21 protein-coding genes are annotated in these 20,059 nt (G+C 65.0%); 9 read left to right on the forward strand and 12 right to left on the reverse strand.

Annotated features, from left to right (window positions below; all coding sequences use genetic code 11):
• Positions 1–144: 144 nt before the first annotated feature.
• Together QOL68_RS13930 and QOL68_RS13935 are read left to right on the forward strand one after the other, a co-directional pair.
• Entirely contained in the window at positions 145–1,155 is a 1,011-nt protein-coding gene (locus tag QOL68_RS13930; protein WP_282949851.1) for a threonine aldolase family protein, read from the forward strand.
• Positions 1,152–2,108 (forward strand): DMT family transporter, encoded by a 957-nt coding sequence (locus tag QOL68_RS13935; protein ID WP_282949850.1) that lies wholly within the window; start codon positions 1,152–1,154, stop codon positions 2,106–2,108. The genes QOL68_RS13930 and QOL68_RS13935 overlap by 4 nt, the downstream gene beginning before the upstream one ends.
• Before the next feature lie 5 nt (positions 2,109–2,113).
• Here QOL68_RS13935 and murA read toward each other — a convergent pair whose 3' ends face one another.
• Together murA and QOL68_RS13945 are read right to left on the reverse strand one after the other, a co-directional pair.
• Positions 2,114–3,397 (reverse strand): UDP-N-acetylglucosamine 1-carboxyvinyltransferase, encoded by a 1,284-nt coding sequence (gene murA, locus QOL68_RS13940; RefSeq protein WP_282949849.1) that lies wholly within the window; start codon positions 3,395–3,397, stop codon positions 2,114–2,116.
• Positions 3,398–3,440: 43 nt separating this feature from the next.
• Positions 3,441–3,908 carry a hypothetical protein gene (locus QOL68_RS13945; RefSeq protein ID WP_282949848.1) on the reverse strand — a complete coding sequence of 156 codons (468 nt, stop codon included), beginning with the start codon at positions 3,906–3,908 and terminating at the stop codon, positions 3,441–3,443.
• Between the two features lie 195 nt (positions 3,909–4,103).
• On the opposite strand from QOL68_RS13945, the gene QOL68_RS13950 reads away from it, so the two are divergent.
• Positions 4,104–5,069, forward strand: coding sequence for a DUF3011 domain-containing protein (locus QOL68_RS13950; protein ID WP_282949847.1), 966 nt, complete (start codon positions 4,104–4,106; stop codon positions 5,067–5,069).
• 61 nt (positions 5,070–5,130) lie between these two features.
• On the opposite strand, the gene QOL68_RS13955 is transcribed toward QOL68_RS13950, so the two are convergent.
• Both QOL68_RS13955 and QOL68_RS13960 read right to left on the reverse strand, forming a co-directional pair.
• Positions 5,131–5,733 (reverse strand): 2-hydroxychromene-2-carboxylate isomerase, encoded by a 603-nt coding sequence (locus QOL68_RS13955; protein ID WP_282949846.1) that lies wholly within the window; start codon positions 5,731–5,733, stop codon positions 5,131–5,133.
• A complete protein-coding gene (locus QOL68_RS13960) occupies positions 5,727–6,458 on the reverse strand; it encodes an SDR family oxidoreductase (RefSeq protein ID WP_282949845.1) in 732 nt (243 codons plus the stop codon). The genes QOL68_RS13955 and QOL68_RS13960 overlap by 7 nt, the downstream gene beginning before the upstream one ends.
• Positions 6,459–6,536: 78 nt before the next feature.
• Here QOL68_RS13960 and QOL68_RS13965 point away from each other — a divergent pair, with 78 nt between their 5' ends.
• On the forward strand, positions 6,537–7,025 hold the full coding sequence (locus QOL68_RS13965) for a winged helix-turn-helix transcriptional regulator (protein WP_282949844.1): 489 nt from the start codon (positions 6,537–6,539) through the stop codon (positions 7,023–7,025).
• Positions 7,026–7,123: 98 nt separating this feature from the next.
• Here QOL68_RS13965 and clpS read toward each other — a convergent pair whose 3' ends face one another.
• The 3 genes from clpS to QOL68_RS13980 form a co-directional block, all read right to left on the reverse strand.
• Positions 7,124–7,489, reverse strand: a complete 366-nt coding sequence (gene clpS, locus QOL68_RS13970; RefSeq protein ID WP_058455529.1) for an ATP-dependent Clp protease adapter ClpS — start codon at positions 7,487–7,489, stop codon at positions 7,124–7,126.
• Between the two features lie 201 nt (positions 7,490–7,690).
• A complete protein-coding gene (locus QOL68_RS13975; RefSeq protein WP_058455446.1) occupies positions 7,691–8,443 on the reverse strand; it encodes a phasin family protein in 753 nt (250 codons plus the stop codon).
• Positions 8,444–8,566: 123 nt separating this feature from the next.
• Positions 8,567–10,339 carry a PHA/PHB synthase family protein gene (locus QOL68_RS13980; RefSeq protein WP_282949843.1) on the reverse strand — a complete coding sequence of 591 codons (1,773 nt, stop codon included), beginning with the start codon at positions 10,337–10,339 and terminating at the stop codon, positions 8,567–8,569.
• Positions 10,340–10,467: 128 nt separating this feature from the next.
• Between QOL68_RS13980 and QOL68_RS13985 the strand changes: the two genes are divergently transcribed.
• Together QOL68_RS13985 and QOL68_RS13990 are read left to right on the forward strand one after the other, a co-directional pair.
• Positions 10,468–11,682, forward strand: coding sequence for an LL-diaminopimelate aminotransferase (locus QOL68_RS13985; RefSeq protein WP_204993671.1), 1,215 nt, complete (start codon positions 10,468–10,470; stop codon positions 11,680–11,682).
• On the forward strand, positions 11,682–12,164 hold the full coding sequence (locus QOL68_RS13990) for a DUF2721 domain-containing protein (RefSeq protein WP_204993672.1): 483 nt from the start codon (positions 11,682–11,684) through the stop codon (positions 12,162–12,164). Before QOL68_RS13985 ends, QOL68_RS13990 begins: the two co-directional genes overlap by 1 nt.
• Here the strand turns inward: QOL68_RS13990 and QOL68_RS13995 are convergent, their stop codons facing one another.
• Positions 12,165–13,730: an amidase gene (locus tag QOL68_RS13995; RefSeq protein ID WP_282949842.1), complete on the reverse strand. Its 1,566-nt coding sequence runs from the start codon at positions 13,728–13,730 to the stop codon at positions 12,165–12,167.
• Positions 13,731–13,841: 111 nt separating this feature from the next.
• On the opposite strand from QOL68_RS13995, the gene QOL68_RS14000 reads away from it, so the two are divergent.
• A complete protein-coding gene (locus QOL68_RS14000; protein WP_282949841.1) occupies positions 13,842–15,158 on the forward strand; it encodes a spinster family MFS transporter in 1,317 nt (438 codons plus the stop codon).
• On the opposite strand, the gene QOL68_RS14005 is transcribed toward QOL68_RS14000, so the two are convergent.
• Both QOL68_RS14005 and QOL68_RS14010 read right to left on the reverse strand, forming a co-directional pair.
• The gene (locus QOL68_RS14005) at positions 15,155–15,745 is read right to left on the reverse strand and encodes an NADPH-dependent FMN reductase (protein WP_282949840.1); all 591 of its coding nucleotides are present in this window, start codon (positions 15,743–15,745) and stop codon (positions 15,155–15,157) included. The two genes, QOL68_RS14000 and QOL68_RS14005, sit on opposite strands and share 4 nt — an antisense overlap.
• Before the next feature lie 10 nt (positions 15,746–15,755).
• Positions 15,756–16,253, reverse strand: coding sequence for a L,D-transpeptidase family protein (locus QOL68_RS14010; RefSeq protein ID WP_282949839.1), 498 nt, complete (start codon positions 16,251–16,253; stop codon positions 15,756–15,758).
• A 79-nt stretch (positions 16,254–16,332) separates the two neighbouring features.
• On the opposite strand from QOL68_RS14010, the gene QOL68_RS14015 reads away from it, so the two are divergent.
• Entirely contained in the window at positions 16,333–17,223 is an 891-nt protein-coding gene (locus QOL68_RS14015; protein WP_282949838.1) for a haloalkane dehalogenase, read from the forward strand.
• Here the strand turns inward: QOL68_RS14015 and QOL68_RS14020 are convergent.
• Positions 17,213–18,502, reverse strand: coding sequence for an adenylosuccinate synthase (locus QOL68_RS14020; protein WP_058455436.1), 1,290 nt, complete (start codon positions 18,500–18,502; stop codon positions 17,213–17,215). The two genes, QOL68_RS14015 and QOL68_RS14020, sit on opposite strands and share 11 nt — an antisense overlap.
• Before the next feature lie 147 nt (positions 18,503–18,649).
• Between QOL68_RS14020 and QOL68_RS14025 the strand changes: the two genes are divergently transcribed.
• The gene (locus tag QOL68_RS14025) at positions 18,650–19,597 is read left to right on the forward strand and encodes an alpha/beta hydrolase (RefSeq protein ID WP_282949837.1); all 948 of its coding nucleotides are present in this window, start codon (positions 18,650–18,652) and stop codon (positions 19,595–19,597) included.
• A gap of 165 nt (positions 19,598–19,762) precedes the next feature.
• Here QOL68_RS14025 and QOL68_RS14030 read toward each other — a convergent pair whose 3' ends face one another.
• Positions 19,763–19,897 carry an entericidin EcnA/B family protein gene (locus QOL68_RS14030; RefSeq protein ID WP_156416504.1) on the reverse strand — a complete coding sequence of 45 codons (135 nt, stop codon included), beginning with the start codon at positions 19,895–19,897 and terminating at the stop codon, positions 19,763–19,765.
• Positions 19,898–20,059 lie beyond the last annotated feature (162 nt).

Consider the following 20,059-nt stretch of genomic DNA (forward strand, 5'->3'; position numbering starts at 1 on the left):
GGCGGTTCGATGTCTCTTCTTGGCAGAGCATCGGCGTGACGCTCGCAAGTGGGAAATTTGAGGATGATCCACTCGATCCGGCGAACGAGCCGCCAAAATATTAACGTGTTAGCGCGATCGCGATTCCTGCGCTAAGGGCGCCGGATGACCGCGCTCCGCTTCTTTTCCGACAATGCCGCCACCGTCCATCCGGCGGTGATGGAGGCTCTCGCCGCCGCCAATCATGTCGACACGGCGTATGACGGCGATGCGCTCAGCCAGTCGCTCGATGCCGCCTTTTCCGACCTGTTCGAAACCGATTGCGAGGTCGTGTGGATCGCGACCGGGACGGCCGCAAACAGCATCATCCTCGCGCATTTCGTGCGGCCTTGGCAGGGCATACTCTGTTATGAGGAAGCGCATATCGAGGTCGACGAGTGCGGCGCGCCGACCTTCTACTCGGGCGGTGCGCAGTTGATGACGCTGCCCGGCGCGGGAGCGAAGATCGATGCCGAGGCGCTGAGGAAACGGATCGCGGGTATCCGCAAAGACGTCCATCAGGTCCAGCCCGCCGCGATCAGCATCACCAACGCGACCGAATATGGCCTCGCCTGGCGTGCGAGCGAAATCGGCGCGATCAGCGAGGTCGCCAAGGCGAGCGGGATGAAGCTGCACATGGATGGTGCGCGCTTCGCCAATGCGGTTGCGTTCCTCGGCTGCTCGCCCGCCGACGTCACCTGGCGCGCCGGGGTCGATGCGCTGTCGTTCGGCTTCACCAAAAATGGCGCGATGATGGCCGAGGCGCTGGTCTTCTTCGGCGGCAGCGGCGGCGCAGGGGTGCGCGAGCTCAAGAAGCGCGGCGGGCACCTGCTGAGCAAGGGACGTTTCGTCGCGGCGCAGATCCGCGCGATGCTGAAGGACGATCTCTGGCTTGCCAACGCGCGCGCCGCGAACGCCGGCGCGGCCGCGCTTGCGGCGGCGTGCGGTCCGCGGCTGATGCATCCGGTCGAGGCGAACGAGCTGTTCGTGCGGATCAGCGCCGAAGAGGCGGCGGACCTGCGCGCGCAGGGATTCGATTTCTATGACTGGGGCGACGGCGCGATCCGCCTCGTCGTGAGCTGGGATCAGGATGCCGCCGCGGTCGCGCCGCTGGCGGCCGCCATCGCCGGGCTATGAGCGAGCAGCCGACGACGCTGCTTTCGCCACGCGTCTTTCTGCCCTTCGCGCTGGTCACGCTGATCTGGGGATCGACGTGGATCGTGATCAAGGGTCAGCTGGGTGTCGTGCCGCCGAGCTGGTCGGTGACCTATCGCTTCGTGGTCGCCGGGGCGGCGATGTTCGTCTTTGCCGCGGCGCGGCGCGAACGACTGTGGCTGGAACCGCGCGCGATGGCCTTTGCCTCGGTCCTCGGGCTGGCGCAGTTCGCGTTGAACTTCAACTTCGTCTATCGCGCCGAGCAGCATATCACTTCGGGCCTTGTCGCAGTGCTCTTCGCTCTGCTGATAGTGCCGAACACGTTGCTGGGGCGGTTGTTTCTGAAGACGCCGCTCGAACGCCGCTTCCTTGCCGGGGCGGGGATTGCGATCGTCGGCGTCGCGCTGATGATCCTGCACGAATATCGCGCCGCTGCGTTGGGGGCGGACGAGGTGATCATGGGGACGCTGCTGACGCTGGCCGGTGTGATGAGCGCGTCGACCGCCAATGTGATGCAGGGGACCGGAATTGCGCGCGCGCAGTCGATGGTCGTGATGATCGCCTGGGCGATGCTGTTCGGGGCGCTCGCCGACGGAAGCTATGCATGGATCACGACCGGGCCGCCGGTGATCGAGAAGACGGGGGTCTATTTGGGCGGGATACTCTATCTGGGCATCATCGCCAGCGCGGTGACCTTTCCGCTCTATTTCAATGTCATCCGCGCGGTCGGGCCGGGGCAGGCCGCTTGGTCGAGCGTGCTGATCCCGATCATCGCGATGGGCTTTTCGACGGTGTTCGAGGGCTATCGCTGGGCACCGCTGTCGATCGCGGGCGGCTTCGTGGCGTTGATCGGACTGGTGATCGCGGTCGCCAAACGGCCCGAGCGGCCGTCGGTCAGCGGCAATATGGTGTCGGTGCCCGTCGATCCGGACTAGAGGCGTCAGCCTGCGCTGATCCGTTCGATATCGGCGCCGACCGCCTGCAGCTTCTCCTCCAGCCGTTCGTAGCCGCGGTCGAGGTGATAGACGCGGTTGACCTCGGTCTGCCCCTCTGCCGCAAGACCCGCGATGATCAGGCTCATCGAGGCGCGAAGGTCGGTTGCCATTACCGGCGCGCCGACCAGATGGTCGACGCCGCGGACGATCGCGGTACGGCCCTTGACCTGGATGTCGCAGCCCATGCGCGCGAGCTCGGGAACATGCATGTAGCGGTTCTCGAAGATCGTCTCGGTGAACAGCGACGCGCCGGTGCCGAGCGTCGCCATCGCCATGAACTGCGCCTGCATATCGGTCGCGAAGCCTGGGTAGGGCGCGGTCGACAGCGTGACGGGTTCGGCGCGGCCGTCCATCGCGACGCGGATCCCGCCCTTGGTGGGCTCGACGGTGGCGCCGGCTTCGCGCAGCGCGGTGAGCGTGGCTTCCATCTCGTCGGCCTTGGCGCCGACCAGCTCGACGTCGCCCTGCGTGATGACGGCGGCGCAGGCATAGCTGCCCGCCTCGATGCGGTCGGCCATCACGCGGTAGGTCGCGCCGTGGAGGCGGTCGACGCCCTCGATCGTCAGTGTCTCGGTGCCGATCCCGTCGATATGCGCGCCCATCGCGACGAGACAGTTGCAGAGGTCGACGATCTCGGGCTCACGCGCCGCATTTTCGAGGACGCAGGTGCCGCCGGCGAGAACCGCCGCCATGACCGCATTTTCGGTCGCGCCGACCGATACGACGGGGAAGGTGAACTTGCCGCCCTTGAGCCGCCCGCCGGGCGCGATGGCCTTCACATAGCCCGAGGCGAGCTCGATCTCGGCACCGAAGGCTTCGAGTGCTTTCAGATGGAGGTCGATCGGACGGTTACCGATCGCGCAGCCGCCGGGAAGCGACACCGTTGCTTCGCCTGCGCGGGCGAGGAGCGGGCCGAGGACGAGGATCGACGCACGCATCTTGCGGACGATGTCATAGGGCGCCACCGTCGAGGTCAGCGTCGTCGCGCGCGCGGTCATCACGCGGCCGAAATCTTCGGGCCGCGAGCCCTCGATCGTCGTCGAGCAGCCGAGCTGGTTGAGTAGGTGGCCGAAGCCGTCGACGTCGGCGAGGCGCGGCAGGTTGCGCAAGGTCAGCGGCTCGTCGGTGAGCAGCGCGCAAGGCAGCAGGGTCAGCGCGGCATTCTTGGCGCCGGAGATGGGAATACGGCCCTTGAGTCGCTGGCCGCCGCGAATGACGATTTGATCCATCCGTCGTCATTAGCCGATGCGACGGCGCGCGCAAGCCGACTAGCTATGCTGGCGGCGCATAGCCTGCGTCGCCGTCGAATTGCGCCTTCGCGTCCTTCTCGCCCTTGCTCATGAAGGTGAAGCCCGCGACCGAGAGGATCATCAGCAGGATCGCGAGCAGCGGCACCTGTCCGTCGATTGCGAACACGCGCAGCGCGATCCACGCGATGTTGACGATGCCGACGATGAGGAAAATTTTCTTGTTGTTCGTGGCGAAGCCGTAGGTTGCGCGGCCGTCGCGGGTGCGGACGCCGTGGACGCCCTTCAGGTCGAAGGCGTTGTAGATATAGAAGCGGCCGGCCGTGCCGGGCACGAGTTCGCCCGCAACATTGTCCTTCACCACCGCATTCTTGATCGTGCGCGTCGGGCCGGTGTCGGGCTGGAAAGTGAGGCTGCGAAAAACCGAGACGCCTCCCTTTGTGCGCTTGAGGTCGGCGGCTTCGATGCGCCCGTCGATGATCGATGTCGTCATATGTCGGCTCCCTTGCTTGCGGTGGCGCGACCCGGAACGAGGCTAGATGATGCGCGCGGGCGAGGGAAGCCATGCTGCGTGCAGGAATGGCGTCTTTGCTCGTGGCGCCGGCGCAGGAAATATGAAACTATACACGGCGATAGTCGAAGCAATTGAGGACGGTCGAAGCACGATATCAGCAGGGGAGAAACAGCTATGCGGAACCGCGTCATTTCGCTCATCACGGCCGCGTCGTTCGTCACGGGCCAGCTTGCCGTCCCGGCTTTTGCGCAGACCACCTATCCCTATCCGCCGCCGCCCGGCTCGGGCTATGATCAGGGATGGGCGGGCACGATCCGCTGCGAATCCTATGGTAACCGCCAGCAACGCTGCAACGTCCGCACCGACAATCGCGTCGAACTGACCCGTGTGATCGGCGGGCGTTGCTCGAAGGGGCGCGATTGGGGATTCGATGCCGACGGTGTCTGGGTGTCGGGCGGGTGCCGCGCCGAATTTCGCTATGGCTATGCCGGCGGCGCCTATCCGGGGAATGATTTCGCGGGGACGCTCCGCTGCGAATCGCGCAGCAACCGTTATGAACAATGCGCGGTGCAGACCAATGGCCGCGTCGAGCTCGTGCGCAAGCTCGGCGGCAAATGCAACGCCGGGCGGCAATGGGGTTATGGCGCCGACTATGTCTGGGTCACCAACGGCTGCCGCGCCGAATTCGGCTATGGCTACGCCAATCTGGCGCCGCTGCCGGGTCCGAAGCCCGACAAGGACAAGGGCCCGAGCACCGGGCTGATCATCGGCGGGATCGTCGTCGCCGGCGGGCTGCTCGCGCTGCTGGCGAGCCAGAAGAAGAAAAAGGCCGACGGCACGCCGGAAGAAAGTGCGCCACCGCCCGCATCGGCCGGCCCGGCCGCACTGAGCGCCAATCTGAGCGGCCTGCCGAGCGCGGCGCGGCCGTCGGTGCAGAATTGCATGAACGATGCCGCGCGGCAGATCGGTGCGACCGGCGGGACGAAGCTGTCCTATGACAAGCTCGTTTCGCTCGAACAGGGCAATGGCGGCTGGCGCATCCGCGCGGCGATGACTGCGACCTATCCCGATGGCGCCAAGCCGATCGAGATGTATTGCCGCGCGACGCCGAGTGACATCATCCAGCTCGATTTCAATTGAGGGTCATCGGCTTCGGCCTTGGGGCCGCCGCCCCGCGTGAGGCAGGGGCGGCGAGCGATGGTCAGGCGAGTGCCTCTTCAACCTGACCGAGGCGATCCTTGCCGAAGAACATCTCGTCCCCGACGAAGAAGGTCGGGATGCCGAATACACCGCGTGCGACCGCGGCTTCGGTATTGGCGACAAGCCTTGCCTTGATCCCGGGCTCCTGCGTGCGCGCGAGAAGCGCGGGGCCATCGAAGCCGTTTGCCGAGAGGAAGGTCGCGATGATTTCGGGATCGTCCATTTTCAGGCCTTCCTCCCACATCGCGCGGTTCACCGCGTCGACATAATCGTCGAGATTGCCCTCATCCTCGGCAACGATCGTGCCGCGCATGATCGTCAGCGTGTTGACGGGGAAATGCGGGTTGAGGCGAAACTTCGTCAAGCCGTGCCGCGCAATGAAGCGCCGCATTTCGAGGTTTTCATAGGCCAGTTTCGCGGGCGCTTCGGCATATTGGATCATCGGCGCCTTGTTGCCCGTCGCCTTGAAGATGCCGCCGAGCAGGCACGGCGTGATGATCAGGTCGGCGCCGGTGCGCTCGAGCAATTCGGGTAGCACCTTCAACGTCAGATAGGCGTTGGGGCTGCCGAAATCGAAGATGAGTTCAAGGCTTTTGGTCACCATTTCTCTCCCCAGGGACGGAGGTCGAGTTCGTGCGTCCATGCGCTCCTCGGCTGTTTGTGGAGCATCACATAATTGGCCGCGATGGCGCCCGGATTCAGGATCAGCTCCTGCGCCTTCGCATTGTCGAAATCGGGATGGCGGCCCTTGATGAACTCGGTGTCGATCGCGCCGTCGATGATCGTGTGCGCGACATGGATGCCCTGCGGCCCGAGCTCGCGCGCCATCGATTGCGCGAGCATGCGGAGAGCGCCCTTGGCGCCCGAGAAGGCGGAGAAGCCCGATCCGCCGCGCAGGCTGGCGGTCGCGCCGGTGAAGATGATCGTGCCGCGGCCGCGCGGGCTCATGCGTTTCGCCGCCTCGCGGCCCATCAGGAAACCGCCGAGGCAGGCCATTTCCCAGACTTTGGTGTAAACGCGCACCGTCGTTTCGGCGATCGGGAAGTTCACATTGGCACCGATGTTGAACACCGCGACTTCCACCGGCCCGACTTCGGCTTCGACCTGGTCGAAGAGGGCGATCATCGCCTCTTCGTTGCGGGCGTCGGCGGGGAAAGCGCGTGCCTGATACCCCTCGCCGCGGATCGACTGCGCCAGCGCTTCGAGCGCGTCGGCGTTGCGCTCGCGGCGGTTGACGCAGGCGGTGAGCCCCTCGGCGGCGAAGGCGCGCGCGATCGCGCCGCCCGTGGCATCGCCGGCGCCTATGATGACGGCTGCGGGATTGGGCATGGGCGACTCTCCTCTTGCGCCCGATAGTAACTATGATAATCATAGTTACAAGCGATTATTTCGCCGTAAAGGTGAGCGATGCCCAAACGCACGGATCTGTCGGATACCTTCTGCCCCGTTGGACGGTCGGCCGAGCTGCTTGGCGACCGCGCGGTGCTGCTGATCCTGCGCGATCTGTTCTTCGGTCGGCGGCGGTTCGAGGCGATCGCGGCGAACACCGGGCTCGGGCCGCAACTCGTCTCGGCGCGGCTCAAGCTGATGGAAAAGCAAGGAGTGGTCGAGCGGCACGCCTATCAGGACCGCCCGCCGCGCCACGAATACCGCCTGACCGCAAAGGGCAAGGATCTGTTCGACGTCCTCTACGCGATGCGCAACTGGGCTGAGCGTTGGGCCTATGAAGACGGCGAAATCGGCGGGCCGGCGATGCGCTACGTTCACCGCGCGTGTGGAACCGATGTCGGCACATCGACCGTCTGTCCGGGGTGCGGCGAGCCGCTGCGCTATGGCGATCTGAAAGGGGAGCCGTCGGAAGCGCTCAGGGCCGAGCAGGCGGCAAGGGCCGGCTAGTCATCTCGTCATTGCGAGCGAAGCGAAGCAATCCAGAGCGGTTTCCGCACCGCTGGATTGCCGCGTCGCCTGCGCCTCCTCGCAATGACGAAGAATTTTTATGCCTTTTCCAGCGTGCACTGCAGCGGGTGCTGGTTCTGCCGCGCGGCGTCCATCACCTGGTTGACCTTGGTCTCGGCGACTTCATAGCTGAACACGCCGCACACGCCGACGCCCTGCTGGTGGACGTGAAGCATCACCTGCGTCGCGCGTTCGATGTCCATGTTGAAGAAGCGCTGCAGCACCATCACGACGAATTCCATCGGCGTATAGTCGTCGTTGAGCAGCAGCACCTTGTACATCGAGGGCTTCTTGGGCTTCGCGCGCGTGCGCGTCGCGATGCCGACACCCGGCGCACCGGACGTGTCGTCATCCTTGCCCGCCATTGCGCGGACGACATGAGGGATCGAAGCCGGAAGCATCATCATCGGGAATATCGCAAGCCGATGCGGAATCGCAAGAGGGCGGGGTGGTTAATTCCGTCTCGTGCGGGGAGCGGCTGGAAGAAAAGCGGAGCAGAGAAACAAGAGCCGCCCGCCCCCCGAAGGAAGCGAGCGGTCTTGATGGTGTCGGCGCGGACGGGGAGAGGAGGGGGGAAGGCCCGCGCCAACGGGAAGGTGAAGGCCTTAGGCTGCCTTCATCTTCGAAGTGATAACCGAAACGCGGTTCGAGATCGGCGCGAAGCTGTCGTTCGTCAGCTTGACGACGAGTTCGCTGGTCTTCGAGGTCTGCGCGACAGCGGCGTCGAACGCCTTCTTGCTGTTTTCGGCATAGAGCTTCAGGAATTCGGCCGGCGACTTGACCGCGGTGTAGCCCTTGAGCGCAGCGGTCGTGTCTTCGAAGCTCTTGCGAGCGAAGGCGACGCCTTCCTGGCCGAGCGTTTCGATGCCCTTGGCAGCGATCTTGCCCGATTCGACGAGCGCTTCGACGTTCGCCTTGTTGAATTCGACCGCTTCTTCAGCGAGCTTGCTGGTCTTCGCCATGGCTTCCTTCGCCTTTTCGTTGAAATCGGCGGTCAGCGCTTCGGTGCGGGTCTTGGCTTCTTCGGCGAACTTCTTGACGGTGTCGTTCATGGTCTTGAATCCTTTTGTGACGGCGGCGGCCGGCTTCGGCGCTGCCTTGACGGGCTTCGGGGCAATGGTCTTCGCGACCGCCTTCTTGGCGGCGATCTTCTTCGGTGCCGGCTTTGCGGCTTTCTTTTGGACCGGCTTGGCCTTCGCCGCGACAGTCTTGGTCTTCACGGGCGCCGGAGCGGCCTTTGCTTCCACCGCGGGCGCGGCAGCAGCAACCGGTGCGGCGGGAGCAGCCACCGGCTTGGCGGCGGTTTCCAGCGTCGCGGCTTCGAAAGCCTTTTCGGCACTATCCATCTTGGTAGCCATCGTGACAACTCCTTTATGTTGCAGTGCACAATATAGGAGTGGATCGGGGATTTCAAGACATTTTTTGTGCAGTGCACAAAAATAGACTCGCCTCGATCTCGTTGGCCTTATGATTTCCCGATATTACCGCTGCTTGACATAGCGGCCGGGCGCATCCTCTATCGCCTTTTTAGCACCTTTTCCCGGAATGCGCGCGCCTTTTGCAGCCGTTTTTGCGCTATCCTGTTCCGAAATCCAGCCGATCCAGTGCGGCCACCAGCTGCCCTTGGTCTCGGTCGCGCTCGCGATAAAATCGTCGAGCGTCGCGGCATCGTTGTCGCCGGTCCAATACTGGTATTTGCCAGCGGCGGGCGGATTGACGACGCCCGCAATATGGCCCGAGCCGGCAAGCAGGAAGGTCTTCGGTCCCGACAGATGGTCCATCAACCGCCAGACGCTGGCGAGCGGCGCGATATGATCCTCGCGCCCCGCCTGGATATAGGCCGGAGTCTCGATCTTCTTGAGATCGATCGGTGTGCCCATCGCCGACAGGCTGTTCGGGATCACCATGCGATTGTCGCGATAGAGGTCGATCAGATATTGCCGGTGCCACTTCGCGGGCAGGTTGGTGACGTCGCCGTTCCAGTAGAGCAGGTCGAACGGCGGATAGTCGTTGCCGAGCAGATAATTGCCGACGACATAGTTCCAGATCAGGTCGCGTCCGCGCAGCGAATTGAAGGTCGCGGCCATATAGCGCCCGTCGAGGAACCCGCCCGCCGAAAGCTGCTGAAGCAGCGCCAGATAGCTGTCGTCGACGAACATCTTGAGGTCGCCCGCGAGCTCGAAATCGACCTGCGCAGTGAAGAAGGTCACCGACTTGACCTTGTCGCCCTCGCCGCGCGCGGCGAGCATCGCCAGCGTCGCGGCAAGCGTCGTGCCCGCGACGCAATAGCCGATGCTGTGGACGTGCGGAACGTCCAGCAATTCGCGCACGGTATCGATCGCATCGACCTGCGACGCAATATAGTCGTCCCAGACGATTTCGCTCATTGAGGCATCGGCCGATTTCCACGACACCATGAACACCGTCAGCCCCTGTTCGACCGCCCAGGCGACAAAGCTCTTCGCCGGATTGAGGTCGAGGATGTAGAAGCGGTTGATCCACGGCGGGAAGATGACAAGCGGGACGGTAAAGACGTCCTTCGTCGTCGGTTCATATTGGATGAGCTGGTAAAGGTCGGTCTCGTGGATCACCTTCCCCGGCGTCGTCGCGATGTTCACGCCGACCTCGAACGCGTCGGGATCGACATGGGAGAGCTGCCCGCGCGACAGGTCGGTGAGCATGTGCTTCAAACCCTTGAGCAGGCTTTCGCCGCGCGTCTCGACCGCGCGCTTGATCACTTCGGGATTGGTGATCGCGAGGTTGGAGGGCGACAGCGCCTCGGCCATGTTCCGTGCCGCGAACTCCATCTTCGCCCGCGCATGGTCATCGAGCCCCGCCATCGTGCGTGTTGTCGTCAACAATTGTTCGGTCAGCAGGCCATAGGTCTGGCGGATCAGCGCGAAGACCGGGTTCGCCGTCCAGTCGGGGTCGGCGAAGCGCTTGTCCTTGGGCGCATCGGCGGCGGGTGCGAAAGGCGGCTGGAGCGTCGCGAGCGAGGTCCAGAAGCGCGCGCCCTGTTCCCACATCTTGGTCGACTGCTCGGCCCAGGCCTGCGTCGTCGGGTTCTGCAGCCAGCTGGCGGGGTCGAACAGGCCGGCGGCGGCGCTGTTGCCCTGGTTCGCCTGACCGAGCGCATATTCGAGCATCATCTGCTGCGCGCGGCCCATCACGCTCGTCCAATGCTGTATGTCTTCGGGCGAGGGCAGGAAGGGATTCGGCGTGTCGCTGGTGTCGTCCTTGCCCGTATCGCTCATGCTCGTTCCTGCTGGTCAGTGCCGATATAATGCCTATAACAAGCCGCGATGCGGCTGGCGAGACTGCCGCAAGCGTCAACTTGAACGAATAGGTCAGCGCACACGAAAAGGAGTTGTTCTAGTTTCCCATGTCCGAAGATGAATTCTATCGCATCAAGCGCCTGCCGCCCTATGTCATCGCCGAAGTGAATGCGATGCGAGCGGCCGCGCGGGCCGCGGGCGAAGACATCATCGACCTGGGGATGGGCAACCCCGACCTGCCGCCGCCGGCGCATGTCATCGAGAAATTGTGCGAAGTGGCGATGAAGCCCGATGCGCACGGCTATTCGCAGTCGAAGGGCATTCCGGGACTCCGCCGCGCGCAGGCCAATTATTATGCGCGCCGCTTCAACGTCGAACTCGATCCCGAAAGCGAGGTCGTCGTGACGATGGGATCGAAGGAAGGGCTTGCGAGCCTGGCGACCGCGATCACCGGCCCCGGCGATGTCGTGCTCGCGCCGAACCCCAGCTATCCGATCCACACCTTCGGCTTCATCATCGCCGGCGCGACGATCCGCAGTGTGCCGACGACCCCCGACGAGAATTACTGGCGTGCGCTCGACCGCGCGATGGCCTTCACCGTGCCGCGCCCGTCGATCCTCGTCGTCAACTACCCGTCGAACCCGACCGCTGAGACCGTGGATCTCGCTTTTTACGAGCGACTCGTCGCCTGGGCGAAGGAGAACAAGGTCTGGGTTCTCAGCGACCTTGCCTATTCGGAACTCTATTACGACGGCAACCCCACGCCCTCGATTCTGCAGGTGCCGGGCGCCAAGGATGTCGCGATCGAATTCACGTCGATGTCGAAGACTTATTCGATGGCGGGGTGGCGCATGGGTTTCGCAGTCGGCAACAAGCGCCTGATCGCGGCGATGACGCGCGTGAAGTCGTACCTCGATTATGGCGCCTTCACGCCGATCCAGGCCGCGGCGTGCGCGGCGCTCAACGGGCCGCAGGACATCGTCGCGAAGAACCGCGAACTCTATCAGAAGCGCCGCGACGTTATGGTCGAAAGCTTTGGCCGCGCGGGCTGGGACATTCCGAGCCCGAAGGCGTCGATGTTCGCCTGGGCACCGCTGCCGCCCGCGCTCAAGGAGATGGGCAGCCTCGAATTTTCGAAGCAGCTTCTCACCCACGCCAAGGTCGCGGTTGCGCCCGGCGTCGGCTATGGGGAAGACGGCGAGGGTTTCGTCCGCATTGCGATGGTGGAGAATGAGCAACGCATCCGTCAGGCGGCGCGCAACCTCAGGAAATTCCTGGCTATGCACGGTGTGAACACGCCATCGGTCGCGGCGGGCGGCTAATGGCGTCCGGGCTCGGCGCGATTGCCGAGACGATCCAGCTGTCGGTCACGCCGGTGTTCCTGCTGGTCGCGACCGGCAGTCTGCTCAACGTCTTCACCGGCCGGCTCGCGCGCGTCGTCGACCGGTCGCGCCGGCTGATGGAGCTTTGGGCCGAGACCCAAGGCGCCGAGCATGAGCGTGTCGTCGCCGAGCTTCGCGTCGTCGACCGCCGCATCGACGTGATCAACAATTCGATTGCGGCGGCGGTAGCGTGCGGGATCGTCGTTTGCCTGCTCGTCGCCTTGCTCTTTACGCAAGCGGTGGCGGGCTTCGACTTGGGCCTCGCGGCAGCGTGGGTCTTTGCGGTGGCGATGCTGTTGCTGCTGCTGTCGCTCGCGTTGTTCCTGATCGAGGTTCGGCTCGCCATCCGGACGATCCACGTCCCGATGGAACTGCTCGAGCTCGAGGAAATGGGCTGGAAGAAACGGCAGAGCCGCCGCTGATCATTGCGGCCTGTACGTCGGCGTCACGCGTTTCCGGCTGACCTGCTCATAGGCAAAGCCCGCCGCCAGCACGTCGGCGTCGCTCCACTTCTGCCCGATGATCGACAGCCCGATCGGCAGGCCCTCGACCGCTCCCATCGGCACCGTCAGATGCGGATAGCCCGCGACGGCGGGCATCTGGCTGACGCTGGGGCCGGTATAATGATCGCCGTTGACGAGATCGGTGGTCCATGCCGGGCCGTTGGTCACGCCGACGAGGAAGTCGGCCTTATTCTCCGCGAGCAATCGATCGATGCCCTCCGGCCCCGCCAGCCGCGCCGCCTTGGCCTTCGCCTCCAGATAGTCCTTGCCGTCGAGCCCACCCTTGGTCTCGGCGAGTTCGAACAGCGACTGGTCGAACCAGCGCAGCTCTTCGGGATGCGCCTTGTTGAACGCGATCAGATCGGCGAGCGTCTTCGGCCCGTCCTTCGCCGGCAGCGACGCGAGATAGGTCGCAATATCGGCCTTGAACTCGGTCATCAGCACTTCGAGCTCGGCGGCGCCGAGCCCGTCTAGGCCCGTCTTGCTGTCCTTGATCTCGACGATCGTCGCGCCCGCGCCCTGCATCGCCTGAAGCGCCGCGTCGAACAGCGCCGAAATGTCGGCGCGGCTTCCGATGCGGTCGCGCAGCACGCCGATGCGCTTGCCCTTCAGTGCGCCGGGCGACAGCGTCGCGACATAGTCGGTCTTGCGCGCATCGGCCTCGGCGGTCGCGGGATCGGCGGGGTCGCTGCCCGCGATGACGCCCAGCAGCGCTGCCGCGTCGCGCACCGTCAGCGCCATCGGGCCGGCGGTATCCTGGCTGTGGCTGATCGGCACGATGAAGGTGCGACTGACGAGACCGACCGTCGGCTTGAAGCCGACGATGCCGTTGATCGCGGCGGGGCAGGTGATCGATCCGTCGGTCTCGGTGCCGATCGCGAGTGGCGCGAGGCTCGCCGCGACCGCGGCGCCGCTGCCCGATGACGAGCCGCAGGCGTTGCGGTTGAGCGCGTGCGGGTTCTTCGTCAGCCCGCCGACCGCGCTCCACCCGCTCGTCGAATCGCCCGAGCGAATGTTCGCCCATTCGCTGAGGTTCGTCTTGCCGAGGATGACCGCGCCCGCCTTGCGCAGACGCGCGACGATCGGCGCGTCGCGGTTCGTGACATTATCCTTGAGCGCCTGGCTGCCCGCGGTCGTCGGCAGCGGACTCTTCGCCTCGATATTGTCCTTGATCAGCACCGGGATGCCATGGAGCGGCCCGCGGACCTTGCCGGATTTTCGTTCCTCCCACAGGCGCTTCGCCTCGCTCGCTGCGTCGGGAAAGGTGGCGATGACCGCGTCGAGCTTTGGACCATGGTCGTCGATCTTCGTGATCCGGTCGAGATAGAGGGTGGTGAGCAGTTCGTCGGACATCGAACCCTGCGTCATCTCCGCCTGCAAGGTCGCAGCATCCTTCTCGGCGACGGGGGGCAGCGGCGGCGGCATTGCAGCGGCGGGCGCGAGAGCGAGAAGCGATACGGCGGCGGCGAGGGAAATTTTCTTCATAGCCGCAGGCTGGCAGCCGTAGCGGCAATTGCAAGCGCCTTGTTTCGCCCCGCCTTGGCGGCGTTGACAGGCTGCGCTCCGGTCTGCACCTTGGCCGTCCGGGAGAGAAAAATGACGGATAAACCTGCGCTTGCCGCCGGCATCGCCCCGCCGCCCTCCGACAGCGCCGCCGCGCACGCGCGGACGATGCTGTGGATTCTGCTGATCGTCTATATCTTCAACTTTCTCGACCGGCAGATCGTCAACATCCTCGCCGAGCCGATCAAAGCCGACCTGGGCCTTACCGATACGGAACTCGGCCTGCTCGCGGGGCCGGCCTTTGCGGTCTTCTATGCGCTGCTCGGCATCCCGATTGCGCGCTATGCCGACAAGGACGGCACGAACCGCGTCCGCCTGATCGCCCTCGCGCTCGCGATCTGGTCGGCGATGACCGCGGTGTGCGGGCTCGCGCAGAATTTCGTGCAATTGCTCTTTGCGCGCATCGGCGTCGGTGTCGGCGAAGCCGGCTGCACGCCCGCCGCGCATTCGCTGATTTCGGACAGCGTGGCGCCCGAAAAGCGTTCGTCGGCAATCGCCTTCTACGGCCTCGGTGTGCCGATCGGATCGCTGCTCGGGCTGATTATCGGCGGGATCGTCAACGATCTCTACGGCTGGCGCATCGCGCTGATGCTCGTTGGCGCACCGGGTCTGGCGCTTGCGCTCGTCGTGCTGTTCGTGATGCGCGAGCCGCGGCACAGCCGCACCGCCGAAGCCGTCGCGACCGCCGCCGCAGTGACCCGGCTTTCCACCGGCGAGGCGATGCGCGAAATCTTCGCCTCGCGCGCGTTCATCTACATATTGATCGCGTCGTCGGTCGTCGCCTTCCTCGGTTATGGAAAGGCGCTGTGGACCATCAGCTTCTTCATTCGCAGCCACGGGCTGTCGACCACCGAGGCTGGGCTGTCGATGGCGGTCGTCCTCGGCCTCGCCGGGGTGTTCGGTACGTGGCTTGGCGGCAAGATGGCCGACCGGTTCGGCGCGCGCGACAAGCGGCACATCCTGACCTTTCCCGCCTATGGGATGGCGGTCGCGGCGCCGATCCTGTTTCTCGGCTATTATATGGAGGACTGGCGCGTCGCGGTCGCCCTGCTGATCATCCCGACGATTCTCAACTCCGCCTATTACGGCCCGGCTTATGCCTGTGTTCAGGGGCTCGTCCGCCCGCAGGCGCGGGCGGTTGCGGCGTCGATCATGCTATTCGGACAAAATCTCATCGGGCTGGGCTTCGGGCCGTTCCTGTTCGGCGTGCTGTCGGATCAGCTCGCGCCGACCTATGGGCAGGAAAGCGTGCGCTACGTCCTCTACGGCGCGGCGTGGCTCGGGCTGATCCCGGCTTTCTTCTTCTGGCGCGCCAGCCTGCGGCTCAATGCGGAACTGAAGGCGGGCTAGTAGGGCGGGGCCTTCGCGGCGCGCTGCACTTTCGCCGCGTCGATCCACCAGTCGAGGTCGTCGGCGAAGCGGGGGAAGCTCTTTTCCAGCCGCGCGCCATCGTCGCCCGTGGGCTTGCCGTCGGCATCGAAGGCGCCGCCGATCCGCCCGACCGGCAGGATCGAGGAGATTACGGCCATGCCCATCTCGCCCAATATGTCGCGCCACCCCATCATCGCTCGCACCCCCGACCAGGGACCGGCCGAGTAGCAGGCAATCGCCGCGGGCCGCCAGAACCATTCTTCGAGGAAATGGTCGGTCAGGTTCTTGAGCCCCGGCTGCGGCCCCCAATTATATTCGCCGGTGACGAACAGGAAGCCGTCTGCGGCGCGGATCTTGGCGGCCAATTCTTCCATGGCGGGCGGTGCCTCGCCGCGCGGGTATTCCTTGTACATGCGGTCGAGCATCGGCAGGCCGACCGCCTTGGCATCGATCAGTTCGGCGCTGTCGCCACGGGCCTTGATCGCCTCGACAAGCCAGTGCGCAAGCTTGATGCCCTGCCGGTCGCGGCGGTAGCTGCCATAAAGGACCAGGATATCGCGGGCCATATTTGCTCCCTCAGGGACGAATGACGATTGGGGTGCCGTCGGGCACGATGTCCCACAATTGTTTAATTTCCGCGTTCGACAGCGCGATGCACCCGTCGGTCCAGTCGCGCGCGATCGCCGGGCCGCGCCACGCATTGGGCTGGCCGTGGATGAAGATGTCGCCGCCCGGCGAGCGCCCGCGTGCCTCCGCATAAGCGCGGTCGGCGGCATTGGGATAGGAAATGCGAAGCGAGAGATGATAGGCGCTCGCCGGGTTGCGGCCATCGATCGTGTAGGCGCCTTCAGGCGTCCTCTCGTCGCCTTCGAAGCGCTTGTGCGCGACCGGCGAGCCGCCGAGCTGAACATTCGCGTAGCGGACGATTTCGCGCCCCTTCGCATAACCGATCAACACCCGGTCGCTCTTGTCGACGATCAGTCGGTCGAGCTTTGTGCCCGCGGCGAGCGGCTGCGATTGCGCCGTCCCGCAGGCCGACAGCAGCAGGAGGGGCAGGGCGACGGCGAAGCGCATCGCCGTACCTTAACCGATCGCCGCGCATGGACAAGGCCGCGCCCGGCGCTAAGCTGCCTCCAGGAAGAGGGGGGACACTATGCAGATCTATCGCACGCCCGACGCGCGCTTCGAGGGGCTGCCCGACTGGCCGTACAAGCCGAACTATGTGGAGATCGCGGGCGGGCTGCGCGTCCACTATGTCGACGAGGGCGCGCCGGGCGCGCAGCCGGTGCTGATGCTGCACGGCGAGCCGACCTGGTCCTATCTCTACCGCCATATGATCGGTCCGGTGGTCCAGGCCGGCTTTCGCGTCGTCGCGCCCGACCTTGTCGGTTTCGGCCGCTCGGACAAGCCGCTGGATCGTTCGGCATACAGCTACGCCGCGCAGGTCGCGTGGATGCGGCAGTGGATCGAGGCGCTCGACCTTAAGGACATCATCCTCGCCTGCCAGGACTGGGGCTCGCTGATCGGCCTCCGCCTCGTTGCCGAAATGCCCGAGCGGTTCGCGGGGGTCGCGCTGTCGAACGGCGGGCTTCCCGAGGGGCAACCGGCGCCGCGCGCCTTTGCAATCTGGCGCGCTTTTTCCCGCTTCAGTCCGCTGTTCCCGATCGGCCGGATCGTCAATGCGGGCGCCCAGAAGCAACTGACGGCAAAGGAAATTGCCGCCTATGATGCGCCCTTCCCGACACGGGCGTCGAAAGTCGCGGCGCGCGTCTTTCCCTCCTTCGTGCCGCTCGGCGACAATGTCGCGGTCCTTGACCAGAAGCGCGCCTGGGCCGCGCTGGAAGCATTCGACAAGCCATTCCTGTGCTGCTTCACCGATGGCGATCCGATCACTCGCGGCGGCGATGCGCCGTTTGTCGACCGCGTCCCGGGCGCGCGGGGCATGGCGCACCGGACGCTACACGGCGGCCATTTCGTGCAGGAAAACGATCCGGCAGGGTTCGTCACCGCGATCCGCGACGTCGCGGCGGCGATCAGTCGCTGAACGGATCGCGGATCAGGATCGTGTCCTCGCGCTCGGGGCTGGTCGAGACGAGCGCGATCGGGGTTTCGATCAGTTCCTGCACGCGCTGGATATATTTGATCGCCTGCGCGGGCAGGTCGGCATAGCTGCGCGCGCCGGCGGTCGATTCGTGCCAGCCGTCCATTTCCTCGTAGATCGGCTCGACCTCGGCCTGATCGGCCGAGTGCGAGGGGAAATAGTCGAGGATCTTGCCGCGCAGGCGATAGCCGGTGCAGATGCGGATCGTGTCGAAGCCGTCGAGCACGTCCAATTTGGTGAGTGCGATGCCGGTGACGCCCGACACCGCGCAGCTCTGCCGCACGAGCACCGCGTCGAACCAGCCGCAGCGGCGCTTGCGCCCGGTGACGGTGCCGAACTCGTGCCCACGCTCGCCAAGCCGCTGGCCGATCTCGTCCTCGAGCTCGGTCGGGAAGGGGCCGCTGCCGACGCGCGTCGTATAGGCCTTGGCGATGCCGAGCACGAAGCCCACCGACGAAGGGCCGAGCCCCGATCCGCTGGCAGCGGTGCCGCTGACGGTGTTCGAGCTGGTGACGAACGGATAGGTGCCATGATCGACGTCGAGCAGCACGCCCTGCGCACCCTCGAACAGGATGCGCGCGCCGGCCTTGCGGACCTTCTTCAGCCGCTTCCAGACGGGCTGCGCATACTCGAGCACGAAATCGGCGATTTCGGACAGGTCGGCGACCAGCTTGTCGCGGTCGATCGGCGGCTGGCCGAAACCGGCGCGGAGTGCGTCGTGATGCGCGGTCAGGCGGTCGAGCTGCGGTTCAAGCTTGTCGAGGTGGGCCAAGTCGCAGACGCGGATCGCGCGGCGACCGACCTTGTCTTCATAGGCCGGGCCGATGCCGCGCCCGGTGGTACCGATCTTGCCCGCGCCTGCGGCGGTTTCGCGCAGCGCGTCGAGGTCGCGGTGAAAGGGCAGGATCAGCGCGCAATTGTCGGCGATCGCGAAATTGTCGGCGTTGATCTCGACGCCCTGGCCGCGCAGCTTTGCCATTTCATCGCGCAGCGCCCACGGATCAAGGACGACGCCGTTGCCGATGATCGACAGCGTGCCGGTGACGATACCCGAGGGAAGCAGCGACAGCTTGTACACCTGGTCGCCGACGACGAGCGTATGACCGGCATTATGACCACCCTGGAACCGCACCACGGCATCGGCGCGGCTGGCGAGCCAGTCGACAATCTTGCCCTTGCCCTCGTCGCCCCATTGCGACCCGATGACGGTAACATTTGCCATGATGCTGTCCTGCTGAACCGGGCCAAAAACGACCAGTGCGGGCCCGGCGCGGCCTTAGCGGATTTGGGCACGGAGGCAACCCAAAGCGGGATGATTTTGCGACAATTGCAGGCAAGACCTGCACGGCCGGGATAGTGGAGACAGGCGATGACGAAACGAAATTGGTTTGGATATGCCCTGTTGACGGCCTTTGCGGTCGCGAGTGTGACCGTGCCAGTGCCTTTTGCAGATGCGCGCGAGAAGATGCGCGACCGGCTGCGCGAGCGGATCGCCGAGCGGATGGGCGCCGACGAAGGTCCGAAGGCGCCGGGCGGCGAGACGATCTCCTATGGCAGCAACGCGCTGCAAAATTTCGATATCTGGCGCGCGAAGGACGCGAAGGGGCCGGCGCCGCTGGTCGTCTTCGTCCACGGTGGCGGCTGGAAGCGGGGCAGCAAGGACAATGCGACGGGACAATACAAGCCGGTGCATTATCCGCAGCTGGGCTATGCCTTCGCGTCGATCAACTATCGGCTCGTTCCCGACGCGACGGTCGAGCAGCAGGCGGCCGATGTCGCGGGGGCGGTGAAGGCGCTTGTCGACCGCGCCGGCGCGCTGGGTATCGACCGGCGGCGGATCGTCCTCATGGGGCATAGCGCGGGCGCGCATCTGGTGGCCTTGGTGGGAACCGACGAAAAATATCTGCGCGGCGCGGGGCTGAGTTTTTCCGATATTGCCGGCGTCATACCGATCGACGGCGCGGCCTATGACGTGCCCGCGCAGATGAAGGACGGGCCGCCAATCATGCAGGCGACGTACAAGCAGGCGTTCGGGACCGATCCGGCGCGGCAGAAGGCGCTGTCACCGACATTGCAGGCGCCGCGGCCGAATGCGCCGCAATTCCTGCTGCTCTATGTGCAACGCCCCGACGGCGTGCGGCAGGCCGAAGCGCTGGGCAAGGCCCTGGCAGCGGGCGGCAGCAAGGTCGAGCGTGGGAGCTTCCCGGGCGAGGGGTTGCAGGGCCATGCCGAGATCAACCGGCGGCTGGGCGATCCGACCTATGCGCCGACCGCGACGGTCGATGCGTGGTTGAAGCAGGTGTTTGCAGCGCGGTAGGGTCAGCTTTGGTGCGAGAGTCGGATGTTGCGGCTCCGATGAACGTCACCTCGGGCCGCCTATCTGGAAGGAAAAGGCGGGTCCCGGGTCAAGCCCGGGATGACGATATCGGAAACGGCAGCGACCCGACAATAATGGTGATCCGCTGATAGCGTTCCCCGCCGGCTAGCAGTTGCCCTTCACGCCATCGGCGCAGTCGCCGACAGACCCTACGTCCTTCCCGGCGCCTTCGATCGTATTGCAAGCCGACAGGATCAATATCGAGCTGCCAATTGCGAAAATTTTCAGAAGCTTTTTCATTGTCTCTCTCCGGCGACGAGGGCGATCGGCCCCCATTTTGGTTTCGGTGTTCTGACAACCGTCGTTCGCTACGATTGTTCCCTTCGGCAGCGTCGGGCTAGCCCAAGCGTTCGAAATGATCGTCGGGCCGGGGCCAATCCCGGGCTTGACCCGGAACCCGCC

Source organism: Sphingopyxis sp. Geo25, from assembly GCF_949769135.1.
Classification (GTDB): domain Bacteria; phylum Pseudomonadota; class Alphaproteobacteria; order Sphingomonadales; family Sphingomonadaceae; genus Sphingopyxis.